Origin of the sequence: Enterococcus phoeniculicola ATCC BAA-412 (assembly GCF_000407505.1) — a bacterium.
Classification (GTDB): domain Bacteria; phylum Bacillota; class Bacilli; order Lactobacillales; family Enterococcaceae; genus Enterococcus_K; species Enterococcus_K phoeniculicola.
Map to the genome: position 1 here is coordinate 866597 of NZ_ASWE01000002.1, position 22415 is coordinate 889011.

At 33.4% G+C, this 22415-nt stretch carries 20 protein-coding genes; 4 read left to right on the forward strand and 16 right to left on the reverse strand.

Annotated elements, in window-relative coordinates:
- Nucleotides 1-321: 321 nt before the first annotated feature.
- The 15 genes from I589_RS10665 to I589_RS10735 all read right to left on the reverse strand — a co-directional run bounded on the left by I589_RS10665 (nucleotide 322) and on the right by I589_RS10735 (nucleotide 16217).
- Nucleotides 322-1527, reverse strand: coding sequence for an ABC transporter permease (locus I589_RS10665; RefSeq protein ID WP_010767423.1), 1206 nt, complete (start codon nucleotides 1525-1527; stop codon nucleotides 322-324).
- On the reverse strand, nucleotides 1524-2201 hold the full coding sequence (locus I589_RS10670) for an ABC transporter ATP-binding protein (protein ID WP_010767422.1): 678 nt from the start codon (nucleotides 2199-2201) through the stop codon (nucleotides 1524-1526). Before I589_RS10670 ends, I589_RS10665 begins: the two co-directional genes overlap by 4 nt.
- Nucleotides 2194-3357 carry an efflux RND transporter periplasmic adaptor subunit gene (locus tag I589_RS10675; RefSeq protein ID WP_010767421.1) on the reverse strand — a complete coding sequence of 388 codons (1164 nt, stop codon included), beginning with the start codon at nucleotides 3355-3357 and terminating at the stop codon, nucleotides 2194-2196. The genes I589_RS10670 and I589_RS10675 overlap by 8 nt, the downstream gene beginning before the upstream one ends.
- Before the next feature lie 663 nt (nucleotides 3358-4020).
- Complete coding sequence (locus tag I589_RS10680; protein WP_010767420.1) at nucleotides 4021-5139, reverse strand: sensor histidine kinase; 1119 nt, start codon at nucleotides 5137-5139, stop codon at nucleotides 4021-4023.
- Nucleotides 5136-5834 carry a response regulator transcription factor gene (locus I589_RS10685; protein ID WP_010767419.1) on the reverse strand — a complete coding sequence of 233 codons (699 nt, stop codon included), beginning with the start codon at nucleotides 5832-5834 and terminating at the stop codon, nucleotides 5136-5138. Before I589_RS10685 ends, I589_RS10680 begins: the two co-directional genes overlap by 4 nt.
- 230 nt (nucleotides 5835-6064) lie before the next feature.
- Nucleotides 6065-6730, reverse strand: a complete 666-nt coding sequence (locus I589_RS10690) for an ABC transporter ATP-binding protein (protein WP_010767418.1) — start codon at nucleotides 6728-6730, stop codon at nucleotides 6065-6067.
- Nucleotides 6731-6745: 15 nt separating this feature from the next.
- Complete coding sequence (locus I589_RS10695; RefSeq protein ID WP_010767417.1) at nucleotides 6746-8107, reverse strand: ABC transporter permease; 1362 nt, start codon at nucleotides 8105-8107, stop codon at nucleotides 6746-6748.
- Nucleotides 8108-8337: 230 nt separating this feature from the next.
- Nucleotides 8338-8634 carry a hypothetical protein gene (locus tag I589_RS10700; protein WP_010767415.1) on the reverse strand — a complete coding sequence of 99 codons (297 nt, stop codon included), beginning with the start codon at nucleotides 8632-8634 and terminating at the stop codon, nucleotides 8338-8340.
- A gap of 49 nt (nucleotides 8635-8683) precedes the next feature.
- On the reverse strand, nucleotides 8684-9208 hold the full coding sequence (locus tag I589_RS17890; RefSeq protein ID WP_010767414.1) for a TetR/AcrR family transcriptional regulator: 525 nt from the start codon (nucleotides 9206-9208) through the stop codon (nucleotides 8684-8686).
- Nucleotides 9209-9511: 303 nt separating this feature from the next.
- Nucleotides 9512-10606 (reverse strand): WxLIP family cell surface protein, encoded by a 1095-nt coding sequence (locus I589_RS10710; RefSeq protein ID WP_010767413.1) that lies wholly within the window; start codon nucleotides 10604-10606, stop codon nucleotides 9512-9514.
- Between the two features lie 213 nt (nucleotides 10607-10819).
- Entirely contained in the window at nucleotides 10820-11638 is an 819-nt protein-coding gene (locus I589_RS10715) for a WxL domain-containing protein (RefSeq protein ID WP_010767412.1), read from the reverse strand.
- 187 nt (nucleotides 11639-11825) lie between these two features.
- Entirely contained in the window at nucleotides 11826-12620 is a 795-nt protein-coding gene (locus I589_RS10720; protein WP_010767411.1) for a WxL domain-containing protein, read from the reverse strand.
- A 21-nt stretch (nucleotides 12621-12641) separates the two neighbouring features.
- Nucleotides 12642-13442 carry a WxL domain-containing protein gene (locus tag I589_RS10725; protein ID WP_010767410.1) on the reverse strand — a complete coding sequence of 267 codons (801 nt, stop codon included), beginning with the start codon at nucleotides 13440-13442 and terminating at the stop codon, nucleotides 12642-12644.
- A complete protein-coding gene (locus tag I589_RS10730; RefSeq protein WP_010767409.1) occupies nucleotides 13439-13783 on the reverse strand; it encodes an LPXTG cell wall anchor domain-containing protein in 345 nt (114 codons plus the stop codon). Before I589_RS10730 ends, I589_RS10725 begins: the two co-directional genes overlap by 4 nt.
- A 13-nt stretch (nucleotides 13784-13796) precedes the next feature.
- Nucleotides 13797-16217 carry a WxL domain-containing protein gene (locus I589_RS10735; protein ID WP_010767408.1) on the reverse strand — a complete coding sequence of 807 codons (2421 nt, stop codon included), beginning with the start codon at nucleotides 16215-16217 and terminating at the stop codon, nucleotides 13797-13799.
- Between the two features lie 254 nt (nucleotides 16218-16471).
- Here I589_RS10735 and I589_RS10740 point away from each other — a divergent pair, with 254 nt between their 5' ends.
- The 4 genes from I589_RS10740 (at nucleotide 16472) to I589_RS10755 (ending at nucleotide 21363) form a co-directional block, all read left to right on the forward strand.
- A complete protein-coding gene (locus I589_RS10740; RefSeq protein WP_010767407.1) occupies nucleotides 16472-17923 on the forward strand; it encodes a helix-turn-helix domain-containing protein in 1452 nt (483 codons plus the stop codon).
- Between the two features lie 456 nt (nucleotides 17924-18379).
- Complete coding sequence (locus I589_RS10745) at nucleotides 18380-18613, forward strand: hypothetical protein (protein WP_010767406.1); 234 nt, start codon at nucleotides 18380-18382, stop codon at nucleotides 18611-18613.
- A 944-nt stretch (nucleotides 18614-19557) separates the two neighbouring features.
- Nucleotides 19558-20403, forward strand: coding sequence for a helix-turn-helix transcriptional regulator (locus I589_RS10750; RefSeq protein ID WP_010767405.1), 846 nt, complete (start codon nucleotides 19558-19560; stop codon nucleotides 20401-20403).
- Between the two features lie 510 nt (nucleotides 20404-20913).
- The gene (locus I589_RS10755; RefSeq protein ID WP_010767404.1) at nucleotides 20914-21363 is read left to right on the forward strand and encodes a hypothetical protein; all 450 of its coding nucleotides are present in this window, start codon (nucleotides 20914-20916) and stop codon (nucleotides 21361-21363) included.
- A 235-nt stretch (nucleotides 21364-21598) separates the two neighbouring features.
- On the opposite strand, the gene I589_RS10760 is transcribed toward I589_RS10755, so the two are convergent.
- On the reverse strand, nucleotides 21599-22018 hold the full coding sequence (locus I589_RS10760; RefSeq protein WP_010767403.1) for a DUF1801 domain-containing protein: 420 nt from the start codon (nucleotides 22016-22018) through the stop codon (nucleotides 21599-21601).
- Nucleotides 22019-22415: the final 397 nt, after the last annotated feature.

The window sequence follows — 22415 nt, forward strand, 5'->3', positions numbered from 1 at the left end:
CCAGCTGAAATTCAAGTGACTAAACCCAATTTCAAAAAGGGAAATTCACATGTCTCATAGTGGTTGTATCTGAGTATACCTAAATTTAAAAGAAAAAATATCAGGTTTATTTTATTAGAAAAATTCTTCAAAGAAAATAAATTAATAGTTCATACAGAAATGCATCCACTAAAAAATTACTACTTGAACAGGTCTTTAGCGTGCTTTCACTACCAACCTTGTCCTTCCTCTATAAAAAATGGTCGACGTTAGTTTGCTTCGTCCTCTAAGAAATAGAAACTGATTTTTTCAATTCAACAGATAGATATTTATAAAAAAATTCTATTTTAAAATATCTATTAACTCTTTTTTTGATGCTGCAGAAGCTGGCAAGTAGCTAAACAAAATACCAATTAATGCTGAGGTACCTACAGATATGAAGACCGTTGTTACATCTGGGCGTACAGAGAATGGTAGAGCAGATGAGGCAACATAAGCAATTAACATGCCAAATATATAACCAATCAAGCCACCACTTAGCGTCAAAATGATTCCCTCATAAAGAAACTGTCGTTTAATAGACTTCGCATTTGCTCCAAGCGCCCGACGAATTCCGATTTCTTTCGTTCTTTCTGAGACAGAAATATACATCATATTCATTACTCCTACACCTGCAATAAATAATGAAATACCTGCTACTGCACTTATAAAAATAGTTAATTGGTCAAGTATGGATCCTAACTGTTTAATTTCATCATTAGGATCATAACTTCTATACTCCCCTATCAATCTGCTCTCACCATTTACATTCAGTTGAGTAAGGACTTTCTCAAATGCTTCTTCGCTTTTTTCTTGCTCTTTAAATTTAATGGAAAGCGTTGAATGATCTTCTATTTTCTCTAAATAATGATTATGGGTTTTTTTAGGAAAGTAAACGAGTGGTTCATAATTATCTACACTGATTTCTCCAGAAGTATTCGCTGTTACACCAACTACTGTAAATACCTGTCCTTTAACCTCAAAGCCTTTATTTAAGGCGTTTTTTGAAGAACCATAAAGTTGTTTTGCTACTACCTCATCAAGCACCACAACCTTATTCATTCCATCGCTATCAGCTAAATCTAATTGTCTTCCTTCTATAATCGGCAGTGTTGTTTGCTCCGGTGTTTGAATTGTTACTGTAAGCTTAGTATTTTTATCGTAAAATTCAATTGATTGATTTAACTCGTTTTTATTTGATTTATAATAGTTTACTTCTTTTACTTCTGGTAAATTAGCTACCATATCTTTATCACTAAGAGAGATACCGGCGTTATCTTTAATCAAATTTTCCATATCATTATATTTAATATTTACATATTTTGTTTGACCCGTTTCATCAGCGCTCGTCGTATTGGCTAAAATATTTCGTTTAAATCCATTCCCTAAAGCTACGATAGTGATAACGGCAGCAATTCCAATAATAATTCCAAACATAGTTAAGAAACTTCGACGCTTATTTTTAAAAATGGAACGAAAAGCTGTTCTCCAGAGAATATATTGTTTCATGACTGTAGAACCTCCTCAACCATTTTTCCATCTCTAATTTTTAGTAATCGATCACAATAAACCACTGTTTCAGGATCGTGTGTCACTAATATAATCGTCACACCTTCTGTATTTAGTTGTTTGAATAACTGCATAATATCACTTGTTGTATGTGTATCTAATGCACCTGTGGGTTCATCTGCAATAATAAAACTGGGTTGGTTAATTAAGGCACGGGCAATCGCTACTCTCTGCTGCTGACCACCAGATAGCTGTTTTGGTAATTGGCTCATTTTATTGGCTAATCCCACTCTTTTTAATGCACTTTTTACTTCTTCCTTAGTTTTATTATGATTAGCTCCATTATATAATAAAGGTAATTCTACATTTTCAAAAACAGTCAGATTTTCAATTAAACTAAAATTTTGAAAAACAAACCCTACAGATTGATTCCGAATTTTCGATAGCTCATTATCTTTAAAATCTGCAATTTCTTTTTCCTTAAAATAATATTGTCCGCTGAAATTTCTATCTATAAATCCAAGTAGATTAATTAACGTGGATTTCCCTGATCCTGAGGGACCCATAATAGCGACAAATTCCCCTGACTCAATAGAAAAGTTAATATTCTCTAAGACTGTTATTTTCTCTTCTCCAACATCATAATATTTATTGATATTCTCTAATCTAATCATTTACTCTCACCTGAACTTCCGAGCCATCTTTTATCTCAGAATCTGGATTTTCAATGATTTTTTCATTGGCCTTTACGCCAGATTTTATTACTTTTCGTCCGTTAATATCCTGCGTTTCAATTTCAGTTTGTTTCACTTTTCCGCTTACATATTTGAAGACATATTCTTTATTTTCTTTTTTTGTAATCGCTGATTCTGGCAGAATAAGCTGATTTTGCTTAATAGAAATAATGGTTGATAAATCATCTGACCATGTAAAATCACCTTCTACGATAAATTCGTAGGATGCCATATTGTTACTGTCATTGCTGTCAGAAATTGCACTTGAAGCAATCGTTTTAATCTTTCCTTTTGCTTTTTTATTATCCCCAACAGTTGTTACTTCAACATCTTGACCCTCTACCAATCGATCTAAATCATATTCAGTCACTACTCCTTTTATCTGCTTAACCTTACTTGCTATTGTCACCATTGGTACTTCTTGTGACGTTTTCCCTTGTTCATTAATTGAAACAATTCCATCCATTTCTGATTTAATAGTCGTTTCTACTTGTTGTTTTTGTCCATCGAATACATCTGTTGCTGATTGAACATCTTCATATGCCCTTTGTACTTCAAATCGTGCTTGATTCAATTGATTAGTCGCAGATTGCAACTCTGCTTGTTGTTGCTTCAATTGTTCATTTAAAGCATTTTTTTCCTCTTCACTTTTTGATTGAGAAATTTTTTGTTGTGTATCATTTATCTGATTTGTTATAGTTTGAACTTGTGCTTCTCCTGATGCAACAGATGATTCTGCCTGTGAGGCATCCAAAGAGCTTTTATTTATTGAATGTTGTTGTACAGTTAGTTCATTTTGGATTGTATGATTTTCATAATCTATTAATGCTGACCCTTTAGAAACTTCTTGTCCATTTTTTACAGGTATATTTTTTACCGTTCCCTTTGTTGCATCAAAATAATAGAGCTGTTTTTGTGCAGGTTCAACTTTTCCCTTTAATTGCAATGGGTCGGCCGTTTTAACTGTATACACACTATATTTTATTTCTGTTTCTTCGGGTTTAAAAATAAAGAAAGCGCAACCTACTATGACGAAAATAACCGCACTAGCAATAATTATTTTGCTCTTCTTACTCACTTTACTTCTTTTACTCACTTTGTTTCTCCTCCTTAATTTCATTACATATTACATTCTAATAAACGTTATTTATTTACGCCATTCATCTAACGAACAATCGTCTGACAAAACTGTAATAGTAATAAAATACATTAGTGTTTTTTAAATTTACAATATAGAAATAATAATATTTATTTATTATATATATTCTTCTAAGAATAAATTATCATAAAAAAACAAACTGATTTTTTGGATTTCGAAAACATGACACTTAGTAACAAAGAAGAAACCCTATTTTTTTCACAAAAAAGAATAAGTACGCTCACTTTCATTTCTTCTAAAAAAAGAGTTTTTAATCCATTATTCCCTAAATACACACAAAAAAAGCCTATGAACATGCCTGTATTCACATCTCATAGGTACTAATTAAGGAATCATTCCACGAAGCTCTCTTTTTACGAAGTAATAAAAACATCTTGTAGGTTGATTCTTATTCAGTTATTTATCTAATACCCTTACGTATTTTTCTTAAGGTTGTTTCACTTCCTTCTACGAAAAAATAAATGTTACATATAAATGAAATAGTTATATAAGAATAAATTTTGCGTCATTTATTCTTTGTTACACGCGAACCAAATAAATGAATTTCACGTTATTTTTTAAACCTTCTTTACCATTAAAATTGACTTTTCTTACAGGAAATTATTTACTTGGAATAGAAAAACTAAAGCTGACTTCTTTTCCTTGAATGGAACAGTTGACTTTTCCAGAATGACTTTCAATTATTTTTTTCACTAACGATAATCCTAACCCACTTCCGACGACTGTTGTACTCGTTTTTTCTCCTCTGTAAAAAGGCTCAAAAACGTAGGGTAGTTCTCGTGTCAAAATTTCATGACCAAAATTCTTCACTTCAAAAAAGATTGTTTTCTCCTTTACATGAGTAAATACCGTTACGGTTGACTCTTTATCACCATACTTTATCGCATTTTCAATTAAGTTTTTTATTGCAACACCTATCATCACTTTATTTCCTTTGAAGGCAATTCCTTTGGGACTCTTGTTTTCCAAGACCATTTGTTTTCCTTTTGCCTGATCAGTCAATAACTGAAATGTCTCTTTAATTAAATCATTCATAAGGATAGAGTCTGTTAGTTGGAGAAGATTATCATTCGCTAGTAAAAGTAACTGCTCTAGTGTGGTATCTAACTTATCGCAACTTAATAGTATCGCTTCTGTGATTTTATTTTCTTCCTCGTCAGCGTTCTCCGTATTCATCTGCAACAATTGAGTGTAGGTAACAATTACTGATAAAGGTGTTTTTAATTCATGTGCCGCGTTATGAACAAAATTTTTCTGCTTAACAAAAGATTCATCTAAACGCATCGTCATCTCGTTAAAACTTGCACTAAGCGTTTGGACTTCTTTAGGTTGACTCTTATCGATGGGCATTTGTTTTCCAATTTTATTAACATCAACTGTACTCATGGTTTTTTCTAACGTCATTAAAGACTGTAATTTTTTTCCAACTAATTTATAGGTAAGAAAAGTCCCGATAATAATCACAATAATCCACACAAAGAGAATAGTAGAAGAATAGGAGGTTTTAGCTTTTGCTAATGTAACACCTAATACATCGCCAGTTGAATTAGAATCTACATTTTTGGTTGTCTGCGCAATCTCATTTGAATCAATTGTGTTTAATCGTTCCACTGAAAAACTTCTATTCGCACTAATCACTGAGAACAACAGCATTACTAGAGACATACATGTCAAAAGTCCACTCACAACTAACGTAATTTGTTTTTGTAAGCTCATCATTCCTGATTTCCTTCCTCAATCTTTTCCATTAAACAATATCCTACACCGCGTATTGTATGAATCAATTCTGAGGCCTTTGCATCGACAGCAGCAATTTTTTTCCGTAATGAATACATATGATATTTAAATGTATTTGAAAATAAGTCAACATCGCCATCCCACACATGTTCCATCAATTTTTCCGCTGAAAATACTTCTTCTGGATATCTAATTAAATACTCTAAAATCCCAAATTCTTTTCTAGTTAATTTTATAGGCTGGTTATTTACAGTGACTATTCTTTTGGTAGAATCTAAACAAATCGACTGATAGCTTATAATGGATTCTTCTAGACTAATTTTTTGTCTTAGCAAATTACGAACTCTAGCATCCAATTCAAAAAAATCAAACGGTTTTGTCAAATAGTCATTTGCTCCCATATCTAGACCTTTAATTTTGTCCTCTACTAGACTTTTAGCAGAAAGAATCAAAATTCGAATCTCCAAATCATATGATCGGATCGTTTTTAGTATCTCCCACCCACTTAGATTAGGTAGTGCCAAATCTAAAATAATTAAATCATATTCTGTTGACTCAATTAAATTGAGCGCATCTATTCCATCCACTGCTTTATCCACGGCATATCCTTTTTTTCTTAGCCCCATACATAGGCCTTCACCTAATAAAATATCATCTTCTACAACTAGTAAACGCATAGCATAAACCTCCTAAAACTTCATTCATACTGTCAAGAATAGCACATCTTTTTAATGAAACATCGAGAGGTTTATGAATAAATTATAACTTTTTATTTTTCTATGAAGACTAAATAAATTGAAACAAAAATGGTCAATTCCAACAAGCCTTGACTCTACCTCATCTATTAAAATTTTAGGAGTCTGAGAAAGTACTATATTAGATTGTCCAGATTTCCTAAACTTATTTATCATGCTTGTTTAAGTTTGTTATCCTTTAAAATTAAGCGAATATCTGCTTGTTTCGCAATTTCTAAATCATGCGTCACCATGATGACACATTTTTTTTCAAGCACCGCAAGATCCTTTAACATTTCGATAATACCATTTGACGTAACTTGATCCAGATTCCCTGTGGGTTCGTCAGCAAATATCAGTGGCGATTCTGCTGACAATGCTCTTGCTACAGCAACTCTTTGTTGTTGTCCCCCACTTAACTTCATTACATTCTTAAACATTAGTTCATCAGTAATTCCAACAGCTCTCAAATTATTTTTAACATGCTCGTTTATATTCTTGACATGTTGCTGTTTCACATCCATCCCAACACGAACATTTTGAAAAGCTGTCATATAGGGAATCAGATTGTACGCTTGAAAAATAATAGATGTGAATGCCTTTCTATATTTCGTGATGCCCATGTCATAAATATTTTTCCCTTGAAAATTGATTGTTCCTTCAACAGGTGTGGTTAATCCAGAAGCAATTGATAACAAAGTTGTTTTTCCAGCACCAGAAGGTCCCATAATCGTATAAAAATTGCCTGATTCAAATGTATAGTTAACGTTATCTAATACCTTATATTCCTGAGTACCTTCTTTATAAGAATAAGAAATATCTTTTAACTCTAAATTCATTTCGTTCATTCCCTTCTATTCTTTTTGAGCAAACAGATCTTTCGGATCAGTCTTAGCTATCATCATGCTAGGGATTAGTGTTGTTAAAACAATTAATAAAAATCCCAGTGCAGCTGCTTTTGAAACGACATTTTTATCAATGGTTAAATTCATTTTATCAACAGGTTCTATTGAAGAATCTTCTTGACCATATTCATCTTCCTGTAATGTAGACTCTACTTTTTCAACCTGTTGAGACAACATCACATTAGAAATGGTTTGTCCCGAGGTTCCAACTACGGCAAAAGATAGACCAAAGGCAACGATACCGATTAAGATAATTTCTGTCACCAATTGAAGGATTACTTTTCCTTTATTTTCTCCCAAAGCAAGTAATATTCCGACTTCTTTTTTACGATCACGAATCGATAATAATGATAAAAAAGTTAAGATTAACCCACCTGCTACAACAATTATTTTTATCATAATTGAACTAAATGCAGACATTTTTTCTAAAGGCCCAATCATTTGTTCATACTGATCTGTATGAGCATCTAATTTAAAAATATTATCTTCCGTTGGTAACTTTGTTTCTGCTTCCTTGACAAATGCCTCTACTTTTAATGGATCATTTAAATAGAACGTTGCATCTGAAATCCGTGCCTGTTTCCCCATTGTTAGAAAAGTATCCAGATCAACAAAAATTTGGTTCTCAGGCTGAGAAGCTGCAAACATTTTCTCAAATTCGGCCAGTACTTTTTCACTTTTATAGATACCAACGATTTTCAAGCGATACTCTTTTTCTTGTTCCTCTTTGGAAACGCCCCGTAAAGTAAACGTATCCCCTATTTTGAAATGATTGTTTTTTGCAAATGTCTCTTCAACGACCGCTGAATTTTTCGCTGATTTATCATTAATTGGTTCTCCTTCAATAATTTTGGCATCATGATTCATGAAATCAGTTGTTTTGGTCATATTATTGGTACCCTTGATTTCAAACGCAGGCATTTCATAGCCCGGCGGCGGACTTAAGGTCATCTCGCTCTCATTTTCTGGTGTAACTGATTCCAATTCGCTTTTTGCCATATTCACAGTTCCGCTTATTGATGAATTTTTTACTTGTGGCAAATCACTCATTTGTTCCACCATTTCTTTTGTCAATGGTTCCATAGTTGTCTTTCCGCTTAATACAAGCTGAGTCAGCTTATCATCATCTGTTTTCAAGCGAACTTCTGCACCCAATTGTTTCCGTGCATCAACTTTACTTTTCTCTGCAGATTCCTGAATCGCAAATCCCGCTAAAATCAATAAAAAAACGATAAAAAATAATCCTAAAAATAGCGAAGTTCTTCCTTTTCGCTGCCAAATACTCATTAATGATCTTTTGAAAAAACTCATTCTACTTCCTCCAATAATTTATTCACTTGGTAAAATAAAAATAACATTTCATAGGTAAGATTTTCGTTAGATATTCTTGCAAATAAAAAATAACAGGGGAATTTCTTCATAAAAATTCTCCCTGCTATTTCCGCATAAATCGACCATATATATTTTCTTCTGTTATTTAAATAAAGAAGATAGGGAAATTGGCACTGATCTTTCACTTCTTTTGATTCTCATCCCCTTCTTTAATTATCTCCAAAGCTTCTCTGAGGTACACGTTCGTTTGCTGTTTCTGTTTCATTTTTTGCATTTTCATATTCACTTAGGAAAGACTCATAAAGATTTTTTGCTTGCTGATAACTTATTTTTAATGCTTCATATTCTTCTAGGTTATTTTTATACGTTTTTACTGTTTGACTATTATTGATTTTTTCTTGTTGGATAACTGCAATAGCATTCTGAATAGGTGTAAGTCCAACAAATGATGTTAAACTCGCTCCAATAAATAGTTTAAGTGGTTGGTTTTTCAATAAATTAGCCATATGAAATTGCCTCCCGTCTTTGTCTTTAACTAAAAAAAGGAACGCCACTCTAATTTGGAAGCCTATTTTTCAAATACAGTTGGATAATTTTCTTTATTTCTCGCTCTCTTATTTTTTCATTAGAGAGTTGAGTCTGCTCTCCTCTTGAGGTATCGGCTAGGCTGATAATTAGTCGAAACATAAAGAATTTTTCTTCTCTGTAGCATTCTTGTACTTCTTTATTTTCACAAAAAATTTCATATAAATAGTTGGTAAATTGGTTATTGACTCCTTTTTCTGTTAGAAGTGAAAGGTAGAGCTCTTCTTCTGTATTTACGAAGAGGAGTACATTCTTTATAAATTCTTCGATTGATATATTCACAGAAAAATACTTAGCTCTCACTTCTTTAAACACATAGTCAATTAATTCTATACGTAAATTTTCCATATTCCCAAACTCTAAATAAATCGGTTGGGTTGAAATAGAAAGCTCACGTGCAACGTGTCGTGCGGCTAATGAAGAGAAGCCATTTCGTTTTGCCAATTGATACGCGCCTTTTAAAATAAATGGTTTTTCATATTTTTTAGTTCTCATAATATCCTCCATTAAAATTTTTTAAAAATTTATTTCAACAAAATAATTCCTCTGCATCCTTTGAAAGCATCTACAAAATTTTATGACTGTTTCTCATCATTTTAGAGTTCTTGTTCTATAGCTCTTGAGGCAATAGTGAAGACGTAGTTGGACTAAGTTATCAATCAATTACGTAGCACATTGCCTCAGGAAATTTACTTTATGATGAAAACTAGCATCCCAGCCTTAGGATAAATAAATTTTTAAAAAATAGTTTGAAGTGTTTTACTAGGAAAATAACTATCGATTAGATGAGGGAATTTACTACTCTTTCCCATCGTCATGTGATACATTATTCATTTCATTTCGTAAGTTTTCTAGTTCTTCTTCTTTTGCTTTTAATTTTTTACGAATGATGTAGATAATAATTAAAATCACTACGAGTAAAATTGCCGCTCCTATGCCAATGTATAGCCAAGTATAATCAGGCTCTCTTTTTTTAATCGTTACATCGGTTTCATTTAACTTATCCGCTACTTCTTTTTCAATTTCAAAGTCTTTTGTAAAATGCCAGTTTTCTCCCTTTGACTCTGCAACTAAATCAAGAGTGTATTTTCCAGGCTTAAGTTCTTCACCCTTTAAAGGAATTGGATAAGCAAAAGAAGTATTGGGCGCCATCTGCATTTCTTCAGTCGTTGCCTCATACATAACCTCTTTTTTTCCTTTTTCCATCACTTTTGCTTTGACAATCAATTTATTCATATACTTAGGCTTCGTATTTTGAATAGTTGCTGAAATTGTATTTCTTGCATTATTTTGTGTGGGTTCAACGTCTATTAATTTTAATTCTGACTTGACGGGCGTATCTTCTTCTTTTAATACAATAGCCACAACATAGGCGTATTTATTTTCAATAGCCAGACTTTGTTTATCATCTTTCTTTGCTTCATCTTTTTTCGTCTCTTTTTCTTTTAATGTAATTCCACCTGCCAATACTCCTTGAAATTTTTCTTTTGGAATAGTTAATTTAAAAGAAATATCACTAGATCCATGTGCAGGTATTTTTACTTCTTTTTCAGTGGCAACAAGAATATCTTCTATTTTGTGGATAATTGTATCATCTGGTTTACTATTTGATTCACCATACTCGACAACACCATTCATATTTGTGGTTGCTGTTCTAATGGTCGGTTCAACAATTACCTCTTCATCTGTATCATTGTTTGCTTTAATGACAAGCATTTGATCCATCTCAGGCTTTACATGTAAATCAAAATACGATTTTTGTTTATCTGCCTGATTTTCTGGAATAACTGGTGTTACACTAAAGTTTAATTCTGAACCGTAGACAGCTGTTGGAATAAGTAAGAAACAAAAAGTCATTATTCCTATAATTGGCGTTAGATACCTTTTTTTCATTCTAAATTTCTCCATTCTATCCTTATACTCTTTATAAAAATCAGTCTTACAGAGATAGACTGTAGGATGATCGATCTTTACTATTTTATTATTCGCTTGCTAGACAAGAGGATAAGTTTTTAAATCCTAGCTATCAGTTTCCTTTTTTATTTTCAGACAAAAAGCGAGAACAACAGCTAAGAGACTCTGTTTTAGAAACTATTATTTCTTCTATTATTTGTTTCCTGGCAAACTGGACAACGTCCAAGTTAAGGAAGTTTTATATTGTTCCAATAGTTTATTAGTGCTTCCAGGGACAGTTAATTTAATTACATCGGTTCTATATAATAAAGCTCCTTCTGGATCTTCTGGGTTAATACTCTTCATAAAATTTACACCCGAACCAAAGTAATAAGTCCAAGTACCAGCTCCTTGTCCCTCCTCCGCAATCATGATGTTTTCAACAACACCCATTCCATCAGGATTTAAACTGAAGGATTCTTTAAATGACGGCCTTGGAGTTTCAAATTCAGCCATAGAACCTGTAGTAGCAGCATCACGAAAGCTAATCTCTGCGCCTGTTAAAATCGTTTCAGTTGTAACAGATTTGAATTGACCATTTTGTTTCACCCCTAATGTCCAGCCTTTTAGGGTACCGCGATTATCCGTCACCTGAACCCAGGTTGGAACATGTCCCCCATTGGCAGTACTAGGATTATTCAGAAGCTTTTGAGCCGTAGCATAGTACGTTTCGTCTCTTGTTGAAATCTTATTTTTTCCAAAAGAAAGCATTGGCGCAAAATCTAAACTTAATGGGCCAGCGGTTCCAGCTTCTGGCAATGTGCCATCGGGATTTACTGGTTCAACATCTTTTTTAGGATGTTCCGGATCTACAGGGTTTACCGGTCCATCATTTGGAATAAAGTTTACGATGGCGCCAGTGCTTCTGCTTGGATCTGGTGTTGCTTCACTCTCAACGGCGGATACAGACTGACTTAAAATAAGTGGACTAATAAATAGAGCCCCTATCATTAATTTGTTAAAATCTTTCATTTAATTCCATCCTTTTTAGTTATTATCAAAAAATCTTGTTGTCACATAAGAGAACCACACTCTGCTTAATAAACAGAAAAGAGTGAAAGAGAGCCTGAAACATAACTCAAACAGTTATATTTTGCCCTCTTTCCTTCTACATAGATGATCGGAATAGAGCTATTTACTTCTGTTCCAACCTCGTTCTTTATTCGTTTCCTGGTAAATTAGATAATGTCCAAGTTAATGAAGTTCTATATTCTTCTGATACTTTATTGGTACTTCCAGGGACAGATAATCTCACTGTATTTGTTTCAACTGTTAGAGCAGGAATTTCTGGACGTGGCACTTCAATAACATTACTTTCATTACCAAAGCGATAAACCCATGTTCCAGCCCCTTGTCCCTCTGCTGCTTTCATGGCATTTTCAACAACACCTGTTCCGTCAGGATTTAAACTGAACGTCCCAGTTGCTGTTGGCGCAGGTGATTCGGAAATAGAGGCTGTTTGACCACTAGAAAAAGTAATCTCTGCACCCGTTAACACTTTGTTTGATGTAACAGATTTGAATTGCCCGTTTTGTTTTACACTCAATGTCCACCCTTTTAAAGTGCCACGAGTGTCGGTTACTTGAACATAATTAGGAACATACTTAAACATTCCGTCAGTCAAAATAGGCTGCGCTAAAGCGTTATACACTTTATCTTTTGTTGAAATTTTATTCGTTCCAAAAGAAATCATTGACGCAAAATCCAAACTTAAGGGACCCGATGTTCCAACTTCTGGTACTGACCCGTCTGGGTTGTTCGGTTGAGCATCCTTTCCAGGATCAAGCGGGTCTACAGGATTTACTGGTCCATCATTTCCGATAAAGTTCACAATGGCACCGGTTGTTCTACTTGGATCTGGCGTTGGTTCAGCCTCAACAGCGGCTACTGATTGGCTTAAAATAAAGGGGCTAACAGCTAAAGCACCCAAGACTAACTGTTTTACACTTTTCATTGTTTAAAAACTCCTCTTTTTTTATTCGTTATCTGGAACTTCTGATAATGACCAAGTTAATGAAGTAGTATATTTTACTGCATCAATAGGGGTTGTTGACGGGATAGAAAGAGAGATTCCTGTATTCTTTTCTGTTAGCGTACCATCGATATCCACATTTTCTACTGCACCAAAAGCATTCACCCATGTTCCAGCACCTATGGTAGCTCTTGCCCCCATAACTTTTGAAGATTCACCTGTTGGTTTTAGTGCTACCTCATACGTAGTAGGTTCACCCATTACAAGAGAAGCTGACGCTGGTGTTCCTTTCGTAAACTTAATTTCTGCACTGTGTAATTCTTTATTTTGAGTTTCAGCATTTTTAAATTGCCCATTTTGTCTAACTGTCAATGTCCAGCCTGCGTTTGTTCCGCGTTTATCAGAAATTTGAACATAGTTGGGACGTGCGGACAAAGGATCGGGACCTGTTTCATCTGCACTCCAGTAATATTGAGGAGTGGCATAGTAAGTTACATCTTTTGAAGTAATTTTGTTTAATCCAAAATCAATACTTGATGCAAAGTCAATACTTAATGGTCCAGTGGTTCCCGTTCCAGGATTGTGATCTGGTGTTGTTGGGTCATAAGGCTTCACAGGATCGTTAGGGTCTGGAGCAATGGGGTCAACAGGATCGTTTATTCCTGTATCTGGTGTAAATTCAACAATTGCGTTACTATTGTATTCTTTCGGTGCTGCAGGAGCTTCTTCAGCAGCAAGCGCTACTTGACCTCCGATTGATAATGCTAATAATATAGATGCTGATGACATAGTAATAAATTTCATTGATTTGTTCCTCCTAATTTTTTTAGTTTGAAAAGTATCATGACTGACACTAGTGTAATAAATCCAATTACACCTAGATAGCTCGAGTGATTTTCCCCGGTTTTAGGTAAAATACGTTGACTCGTTCCATACGTTTTTATATATTTTTTTGGCTCACTATCCGGATAATTTTCTGGTACTTCCGGCACTTGTTCTTTCCCATATTGATAGATTCCATAAAAACCTGCTTCAACATTGGAACGATATTCTTTTAACTCAGAAGCCATTGTCATAGTTGAATGGATACTACTTAATCCTAGAAAGCAAAAAAGAAGAATCCAAATTACCTTTTGATTTTTCATTTTTTCTCACTCTCTATTCATTTGCTGGCACATTTGCTAATGTCCATTCTAGTTTTCCTTGGTAACTTCCAGCCATAGCTGTTCCCGGTGGGATATCTAAAAAGAACCCGCCTTTCCAAGTGCTGTCGTTAAACCATTGACTTGCGACATTAACAGCTTCGTTATTCGTGTTCGTTGCCGATTCCACATTAATGGCTGCACTGCTAATGGCTTTTTCTTGTCCTTCTTTTGTTTTGTACATTAAATTATTATCCAATGTATGTTGACGGTCGCCACTGATTATACTTTCAGCAATGTTCACCTGTAACGTCCATGTCTGTTTATAAAGTCTCGTATCTTTGACAAGTAACTGCTCCCCTAAATTTACTGGATAGTAATCTTGAGGTTTCGTTTGAATTTTTAAATTATCAAACTGAATAGAAGCTGGAACTTTTTCTAAAGTCAACGTTCCTTCCTTAACTGTTACAGGGACAGAAACCTGCGTTCGAATACCAGAGTCCTGACTCTGAATTACTACATACACCGTTGTCTCGCCAACAGCTGAAAATTCTGTAATCTTAGAGAAGCCCACTACAGTGACTGTGTCCCCTGGCTTCGTACTTTTTAAATCTTTTACTACATCTTGCGGATTTAAATCTTCTGTACTACTTCCAACTAAAACAGTTTGAGGAATTCCTACCCCACTAGGAATAGCATCAATAACTGTAACATTCACAGGAACGTTCACTTGCAATCCAGAATGTTTACTTTTAATGACTACATAGATAATGGTATCGCCGACCGTTGGAAACTCCGTACGTTCAGAAAAACCAACAACCGATACAGTATCTCCAGGCTTCGTACTTTTTAAATTTTCTACCAATTCTGCTGGTATTAAATCATCTGTACTACTTCCTTTACTTACGATTTGAGGAATACCAGATCCACTTGGAATCCCATCTACTTTTACGGTTGCCTTATCGGTGGACTCTCCTGATACGAGATTATTCTTTACAGTAAGAGGTATTTTTAAATAGGTTCCTTCTAAGTACTCAGACAATCGATTAAAAGCTGTATCTACTGATAAATCTAAATTAATCGTAAATATCTTATAACCTAAAGCTTGTAACTGAGCATTCGTCGCAGTAATCAATAGGTTATGATTTGTTCCTAAAGATAATGAAAAATTAGAGGTAATGTCGGTTCCTTCACCGTCTTTAATCACAATCTTTTGTAAGTCTGCTGTAGTTAACTTAAGCGACTCATTTACCTGCACATCCAGTGAATACTTATCCGGGTAAAAAGCGGGAGACGACTGTTCTGGTAGTGTCTGTTCTACAGTATATTTCGCTGTCATATCCACTTCATTCGTTTGCCCCATTACATTTGGTTTTGAATATGGATATTGCACTGTTGTAGTAGGCGCAAAGAAGACAGAACCACCTCCAACAGGTGCATTCTGAATATTGATATCTAGTTGTAGGTTATTTTTCACTAATACACCTACCGCTTCTTTTACAGTAGGAGACGGATTGATAAAAGAAACATTGGTTGCTGTTTCATCCACATTAATCACACTTGGCGTTGGCTTTTTTGTGCTAAACGATCGTTCAAAATGAGCTGCATCATATGCAACTGTCGTATTTGTACTAATCATAGGTTCAACTAAAGTCGAAACCTCTAGTTCTGCTCCAGTCTCATCTACAATCGTTTGTGTAAACTCTACTTCACTATTTTTAGTCATCCAAAGTCCAGCACCGCCTGTCGTAACCTGTATATATACTTTATCAACACTAGTACGTAAGGTTACTTTGTTAAATGTCCAGCGAACATCAACTTTCTTGCCTTTGTATATCCCCATATTCTTGAATAAAACAACATTCCCCGTAGCAAGATAAGAAATTGAGTTTTCTTTCAATTTCATTGTCCCGTTGTACCACTCAATGACCTTTGGCACTTTTAGCTGCATCACACTATCTGGCCAAGGTATACTACTTCCATCTAAAGGTAACCCCTTGTCATTCATCATTGTATTTTTAGGATAGCTTTCTAACGGTTGTTGGGCAAATAAACCTACATCAGCTTTTTTCGGTTCATTCACAAGAGTTGGCTGTTTTTCTTCTGGACCTGATTTTTCTGAAGTAGTGCTTGTTTCCGCCCGTTTATCCTCTGGATCTGTTTCTCTTTTCTTATCTGACGGCTTCTCTACATCTGGATTTTTTAAATCATCTTCCTGCTTGATACTTTCTTCAGTGCCAGTCAAATCCCCACTTGACTGGGTACGATCTATTTCTGAATCATCCCCTATTGCTCGGAGTTCTTCTTTTTTCATATTCTCTTTTGAATTATCAGCTATTACTATATCTGACTCTTGAGTAGCTCCTGCATAAGCTATGTATCCGACGCTATTTGAAACAATACAGAGTGCTAAAGTAACAGATATAAATTTTTTCATTTTCTATGCGTTCCCTCCTTTCTTCTATATTTTTGGTACTCATCCCTTTTTTGTTAGAAAAAGAATGGTCATAAACAATCACCTTTTAATAACAACTCAAATTTAACATATTGATGTTGGATGTTATTCTACGTTTTTTTATTTTTTCTTAAAAAAACAAATAATAAGACTCAGTTTTATTGATTTATAATTCTATATTGATTACATTACTCGTTGTTGGATTGGTATAAATAACAATAATTAGGAGAATCACTATGGATTTATTTATAGATAAAGAGAGTATTCATAAGCTAAAAATACTAAAATGTCTTGATAATCGTGAACAAAAAACAGCAGATATAACTGAACTCATCACAGCTATTGACAGCTCTTATTATCTAACAACAAAAGCAATTGAAAGTCTGATGATAGATGTCAAGACATTCGGAATTTCAGATGTCTCTATTCAGCTAGTTAACAATAAAGTAACACTGACTTACAATGAAGCTATAAAAATCCAATTAATTCGTTTACATTATTTAGAGCAATCACCACATTTCCATCTTCTAGATTCTGTTTTTAAACACTCTGCAAATACATTAAAATCTTTTGCAAGTAAAAATTTTATAAGCATATCGAGAACATATGTTATAAAAAAGGAATTGGAAATTTTTTTTGAGCCTTATAACGTGAAAATTTCAGCCAATTACTCTTTTTCAGGAAAAGAAACGCAAATTAGAATGATGCTTTTTTACTTTTACTTTTCCAAATTCAACAGCACCAAGTTTCCATTTAGTCTATCTATAGAATCCATCGCAGAGAATTTTACGAACATGATAAGCAAGAGACTTTCTCATGAAATTACTGAGACACAATATTTAAAACTCAAGTATATGTCTGCGGTTATTTTTCAAAGATATCGTACAAAGGATTACATTCATTTTGAAAAAAAATATATGTTTACTCTGACTAAAAAAAAATCACTATCAAACTATATTCAGTTGTTTTTTGAGGAATATACTTCTGTCCCAACTGAATTTTTATTAAACGAAACGCTGTTTTTCCAATCTTTTTTACTTGCTGAAGAATTCATTTTCATTAAAAAAGAAGACATTTACTACCAAGACTCTTCTATTCCTTTATCTATAAACAACTTAAATACATTTTTCTGCGTTGAGATTTCTAAGTACTTAGATGAAGACGCTTTAATGAAATCAATGGCTGTTGTAAAACAAGGATTATCAAAAATTCATTGGAAATTTCTATATTTCGAACCTATAGATAATTTTTTTATTATTGATGACGACTTCATTTTGAAAAACTATCCAAGTTTTTATCATGTCGTTTCTTCCATTGTTCACTCTCTTTATGAAAACTATCCAAATTTTGATAGTCACTGCAAAAAATATTTGGTTTACGAATATACATTTTTATTGATACAAACAATTCCCGACTATTACAAGCTACCAACTCTCAACGTGTGTGTTGATTTTTCAAGTGGCGATATCTACAATCAATTTATTGGAGAAACAATTCGTTCATTCCAAGCGTTAAATATTCGTATTGAAAAAAAAGTATCAAAAAATACAGATTTTTATCTTTCAGATTTATATATTCCAAATTTAGAATGCCCTTATCTGATTTGGACCACTGCACCGACTGCCTCTGATTGGGAAATATTAAATAAAGAATTAACCTCTCTAGGACATCTTAATAAACAAAATTAATTTTCTTTAAGAGAGACTGGATTCGACTAAACTTCCAGTCTCTTTTTCAGTGCTAAAAAATTGGCAACCTAAAGATAATTTCATTTTTTCTACGTATACTAATTTTTTTTAATGTTAAAGACTTTTCAGCTAAAGTGTACTTACTTCACCATACTATTCATAAGGAAATAAGAGGAATAAATGATAAAAATTGAAAGACTCCCAAGTAAAAAACGAAAGAACAGGAAGATGCTCTCTCATCTCCTCTTTTTTTATGTGTTTAGCTATGCAACTTTAAAAATTTGTTACCAAATAGTACAAAAAAAGCCTCTACTGGTGATTATCGTAAACTAGTCGCACAAAGCTAGACTAGTTGATTAACTCTATCTCCAGTTTTACGTTTGAAAGATTCCCCTTGAAGTTCCTTCAAGTTAATGGTACATTATACCCACCATGGTATATAAGGAGGTGTGCTCATTGAAAAATAAACCTAAATTTCTAGTTTATACACTCATTACTTTTTCTATTGTAGGATTTTTATTTGTCACGAATACGATTCTTGCAAATGCAACAACTTTCTTTTCGAGAGATGACCAATCTAGTTATGTCATGAGTAGACGACATAATACTCGTTCTCATCATGATGAGATGTCAGATTATTCGACAAATGAATTTTCAAGAATGAACCAACGTACAGCTCATTGTCACTAAAACCTGTAATTGATTCAAATTCGTAGCAACCAAAAGTATTGAAAAGTGATTAACCATACACTAAAAAGTTGATACTATGTGCTAGAAATTTGAAAAATTACTGGAAAAATAATCACGTATGAAACACTTACAAAAAATAGAAGGTCGAAAATCGTAAATGTTTTTCAGCCTTCTATTTTATTTGGTTCTAAATTTTCGTGCAGTTGCTTAACATCTAAAAAAAGAGAATTAAAGGCTAGTCGTAAATTCATTTTTTGATTATAATGTAAATAACTTTAGTTACTTTTTGATTTAGGCAGTTTACTTGCTGAATAATAAACTTTTATTATAGATTCCTAGAGAGAAAAGCAAATGATCATCTTTTTCGTATGTATACAAAGTAAGGAGGTAATCATAAAAAAATGTGAGAATAGCCATTCATTGTTTATCCTATTCAAGAGGAGTGATTGTTCGATTTCTCATCATAGCAATCTTGTCTTATCTGCGAAAATATTTTACGATAGTCGCATTCGCTAATTACTTGTTATTCTACAGATTTTATCAACCGAAAAAAGAAGTTCCATTACTTCCAGATGTTCTAAAATCTCATAAAGGCTGAAAATACAAGGAATTCCTTCATAAATAAATATTATCTTCTCAAAAATTAAGTACTCGTCCTATTCCAGATGTCACTTAATACTAATCGAATAGTATCCAAGAACTTACACTTCATCTCCTATATTTTATAGTAGACTTTTAAATTAGATTAAAGACTCGAACTTTACACCAGATAATGTATTTATAAAATATTTAATGTTTATTTTGCTTATAATAAACATTAGGAATCTCAAGTCTCTTACAAAATAATTAATACTTAATCGAATTCATTGTTTATTTTAATATTTTTATAATATAATCTTAATTATAAGAATTTAAATCAAAACTTTTTGGAGGTTTTTCCCTAAATGAAACTAAACGGATCTGTAATAAAGAAAAGAAGAATTGACTATAATATGACACAAAATCAATTAGCACATGGAATTTGTAAACAAGCAACAATTAGTAATATTGAGAAAAAGAATACTGCAAATAGTATGGACATTATTTCGGCTATATGTGCTAGACTTGATTTAGAAATTTCTGATGTGTTAGTTAATTCCTATGCCCCTGCCGTGAAAGAAAATCTAAAAAAGATTACTAAACTTATTGAAGTTCGTAAATTTGTAGAAGCGGAAGAATTGCTAAAAAAATTAACTATTATGGAAGATAAATTGGATGCTCGTGAACTACAAGAACTATACTTACAAAGGGGGACTTTAGATTTTCTATCGAACAAGAATCCGGAGACTATTCTTTTCTATCTCTATAAATCCTTGGATTTTGGTGCGGAAAGCAATCAAGTTTTATTTATTCTGGCAAATAGTATTTTGGGGGCTTACTACAGTGATAGAGGGTTGACAGAACAAGCAGAATCTATTTTCTCAAAAACGATTAAGCTATTAAAAGCATACGAAAAAGAAGATGATCGAAATCCTCGATTAGCACTCACCTACTACAATATCGCGAATTTCTATTCAAAGAAAAAGAATTATACTGAAGCGTTAGATTACTGTGACAGTGGCCTTAAAATTTGTGCAAAGTATTCTTCTCTGGTTGGCTTAGACTATCTCTTATATGAAAAAGCCTATAATACGAAGGCTTTAAAGCGTGCCAATGCTCGAGATGAGTATATTGTCGCACTAGGAATAAGTGAGGTTTTGGAGAATGACTGGATTCGAAAAACGATTCTTGAGGAAATGAAAGATTTCTAATTCTCAGTTTTATACATAAAAATCCCTCAAAGCAGTTCTCTTGATTGCCTTGAAGGATTTTTATTTTGTACAAAGTAACCTCTTACTCTTTCTTCTTTAGATTGTCCATCCAGCATTGCCGCGAGGATCAATCAATGAACCTAACAAATCTAATAAACCCATTCTACTCAACCCCTTTATTTTCTATTATAATCAATGATATATCTAAGTGAGATATAATGCAACAAATGATCTTTCTTGAGACTAGAAGTGTTCAGTTCCGAGAGCTAAGTAGATACGTTTCTACATCTATTTCTAAAAGAAATAGATGTAGAGATGCAATTTCAGCTTATTTGCGAAGCCTTCAACTCTAGCATGTTCCATGTGCAGAAGATGAGTCCCTCCCCCCCCCTCATCTTTTTTAACTTATTCTCTCATTATTCATGATATAGTAAAATAACGTAACATTTTTTAGTTATGGTATTATAGAGAGAATCAATTTATAGCAGACAGAAGGGAGTGACGTATCTATTGAAAAAAATAGGACTTGGCATTTTTTCAGTTATTATCGTTATTGCGACAATCCATTCGCTCATCTACAAACAAAAAAGGATTGAAAAAATTTACTATCAAAATTCTAGCTTTGGATATATTTATCTAGCTAGCGAAATTGATTTTACAAAAAATATTGGCAGGCGATACACAGTTAGTAATAAGCCAGAATATCGTACATTTGAAGAGATTGATACAGAAGCATTTTCAATCATAAAAATTAAAAACTCAAAAAAAATCCAAGAAAAATTGTACAAAACAGGATTTTCTCATTGGAAAAATGATTATGTAAATCCTAATATCTTTGATGGCTATCAGTGGTCAGTAACCATCCATTATGAGGATGGAACTACAAAATACATTCGTGGGAGTAATGATAAACCAATTAAATTAGATGAGTTTGAGAAGATTGTTATGTCTGATGTTTAACCAATCACATAATAAATCGAGCTCGTTGTGTTGTATTCAAACAAGCAATAAGTAAAAATTCCCTCATCTCATAAACAAATTATATACGGATAACTAGTTTTCATATGAATTTTCTGTAGCCTAATTTCTACAGTCCTTAATCCATTCCTTGTATCTCTTTAAATAAATAGCAGAAAGATAGAATTGTACATAGTTTATTTTTAGTTGAAGAAATGGACTTGTCTCTTTTTGTTCTTCATTTATTTTTAAAGAAACCCTTATTTTTATGATAAATAAGCGCAGCTGACAAACAAAATTCAAGTTCGCGGACAGGTAATTCTTGAAGAGGATCTAAAACAATGGCTCTATTTTTAGAGAACATCAGTCTTTCAGGAAATAATTCTCGAAATTGTTCAATCAAAACAGTTTGACAGTTGAAAAAAATTGCTACGTACTTTTCTTCAAATCTATCAATACGAATGGGCGTACCACTTTTCGTTTCTAGTGTCGAATAGGTTGGCTGTCCCCATTTTAAGCTCTCTGTTAATTTACCAACTCCTGTCACTTGTCGGGCAGTCTTAAAAATTAACTCTCTAATGGCTAATAAACTCGTTCTATATGGATCTTCATAATTTAAAAATAATTTTTCTATGTCTGGATTTTCAAAGTTCGTCATTGTTTTTCCCTCCACCTGTTTTCTCTAAATTTTAACAGGAAACCATTTCTTCTTACTTCTACATTTGAATACTCTCTCCTATTTCATTAGCAATAAAGGTGGGATGTAACTAATTAAGTTATACCCCATCATCGTAAAAGCTTGATAAAGGTTGGGACTCATCTCCACTTCGTTTCGCTCTCATCATCTTCTACGCATGGGACATGCTTGAGTTGAAGGTCTCCACTTCGTTTCGCTCTCATCATCTTCTACGCATGGGACATGCTTGAGTTGAAGGTCTCCACTTCGTTTCGCTCTCATCATCTTCTACGCATGGGACATGCTTGAGTTGAAGGTCTCCACTTCGTTTCGCTCTCATCATCTTCTACGCATGGGACATGCTTGAGTTGAAGGTCTC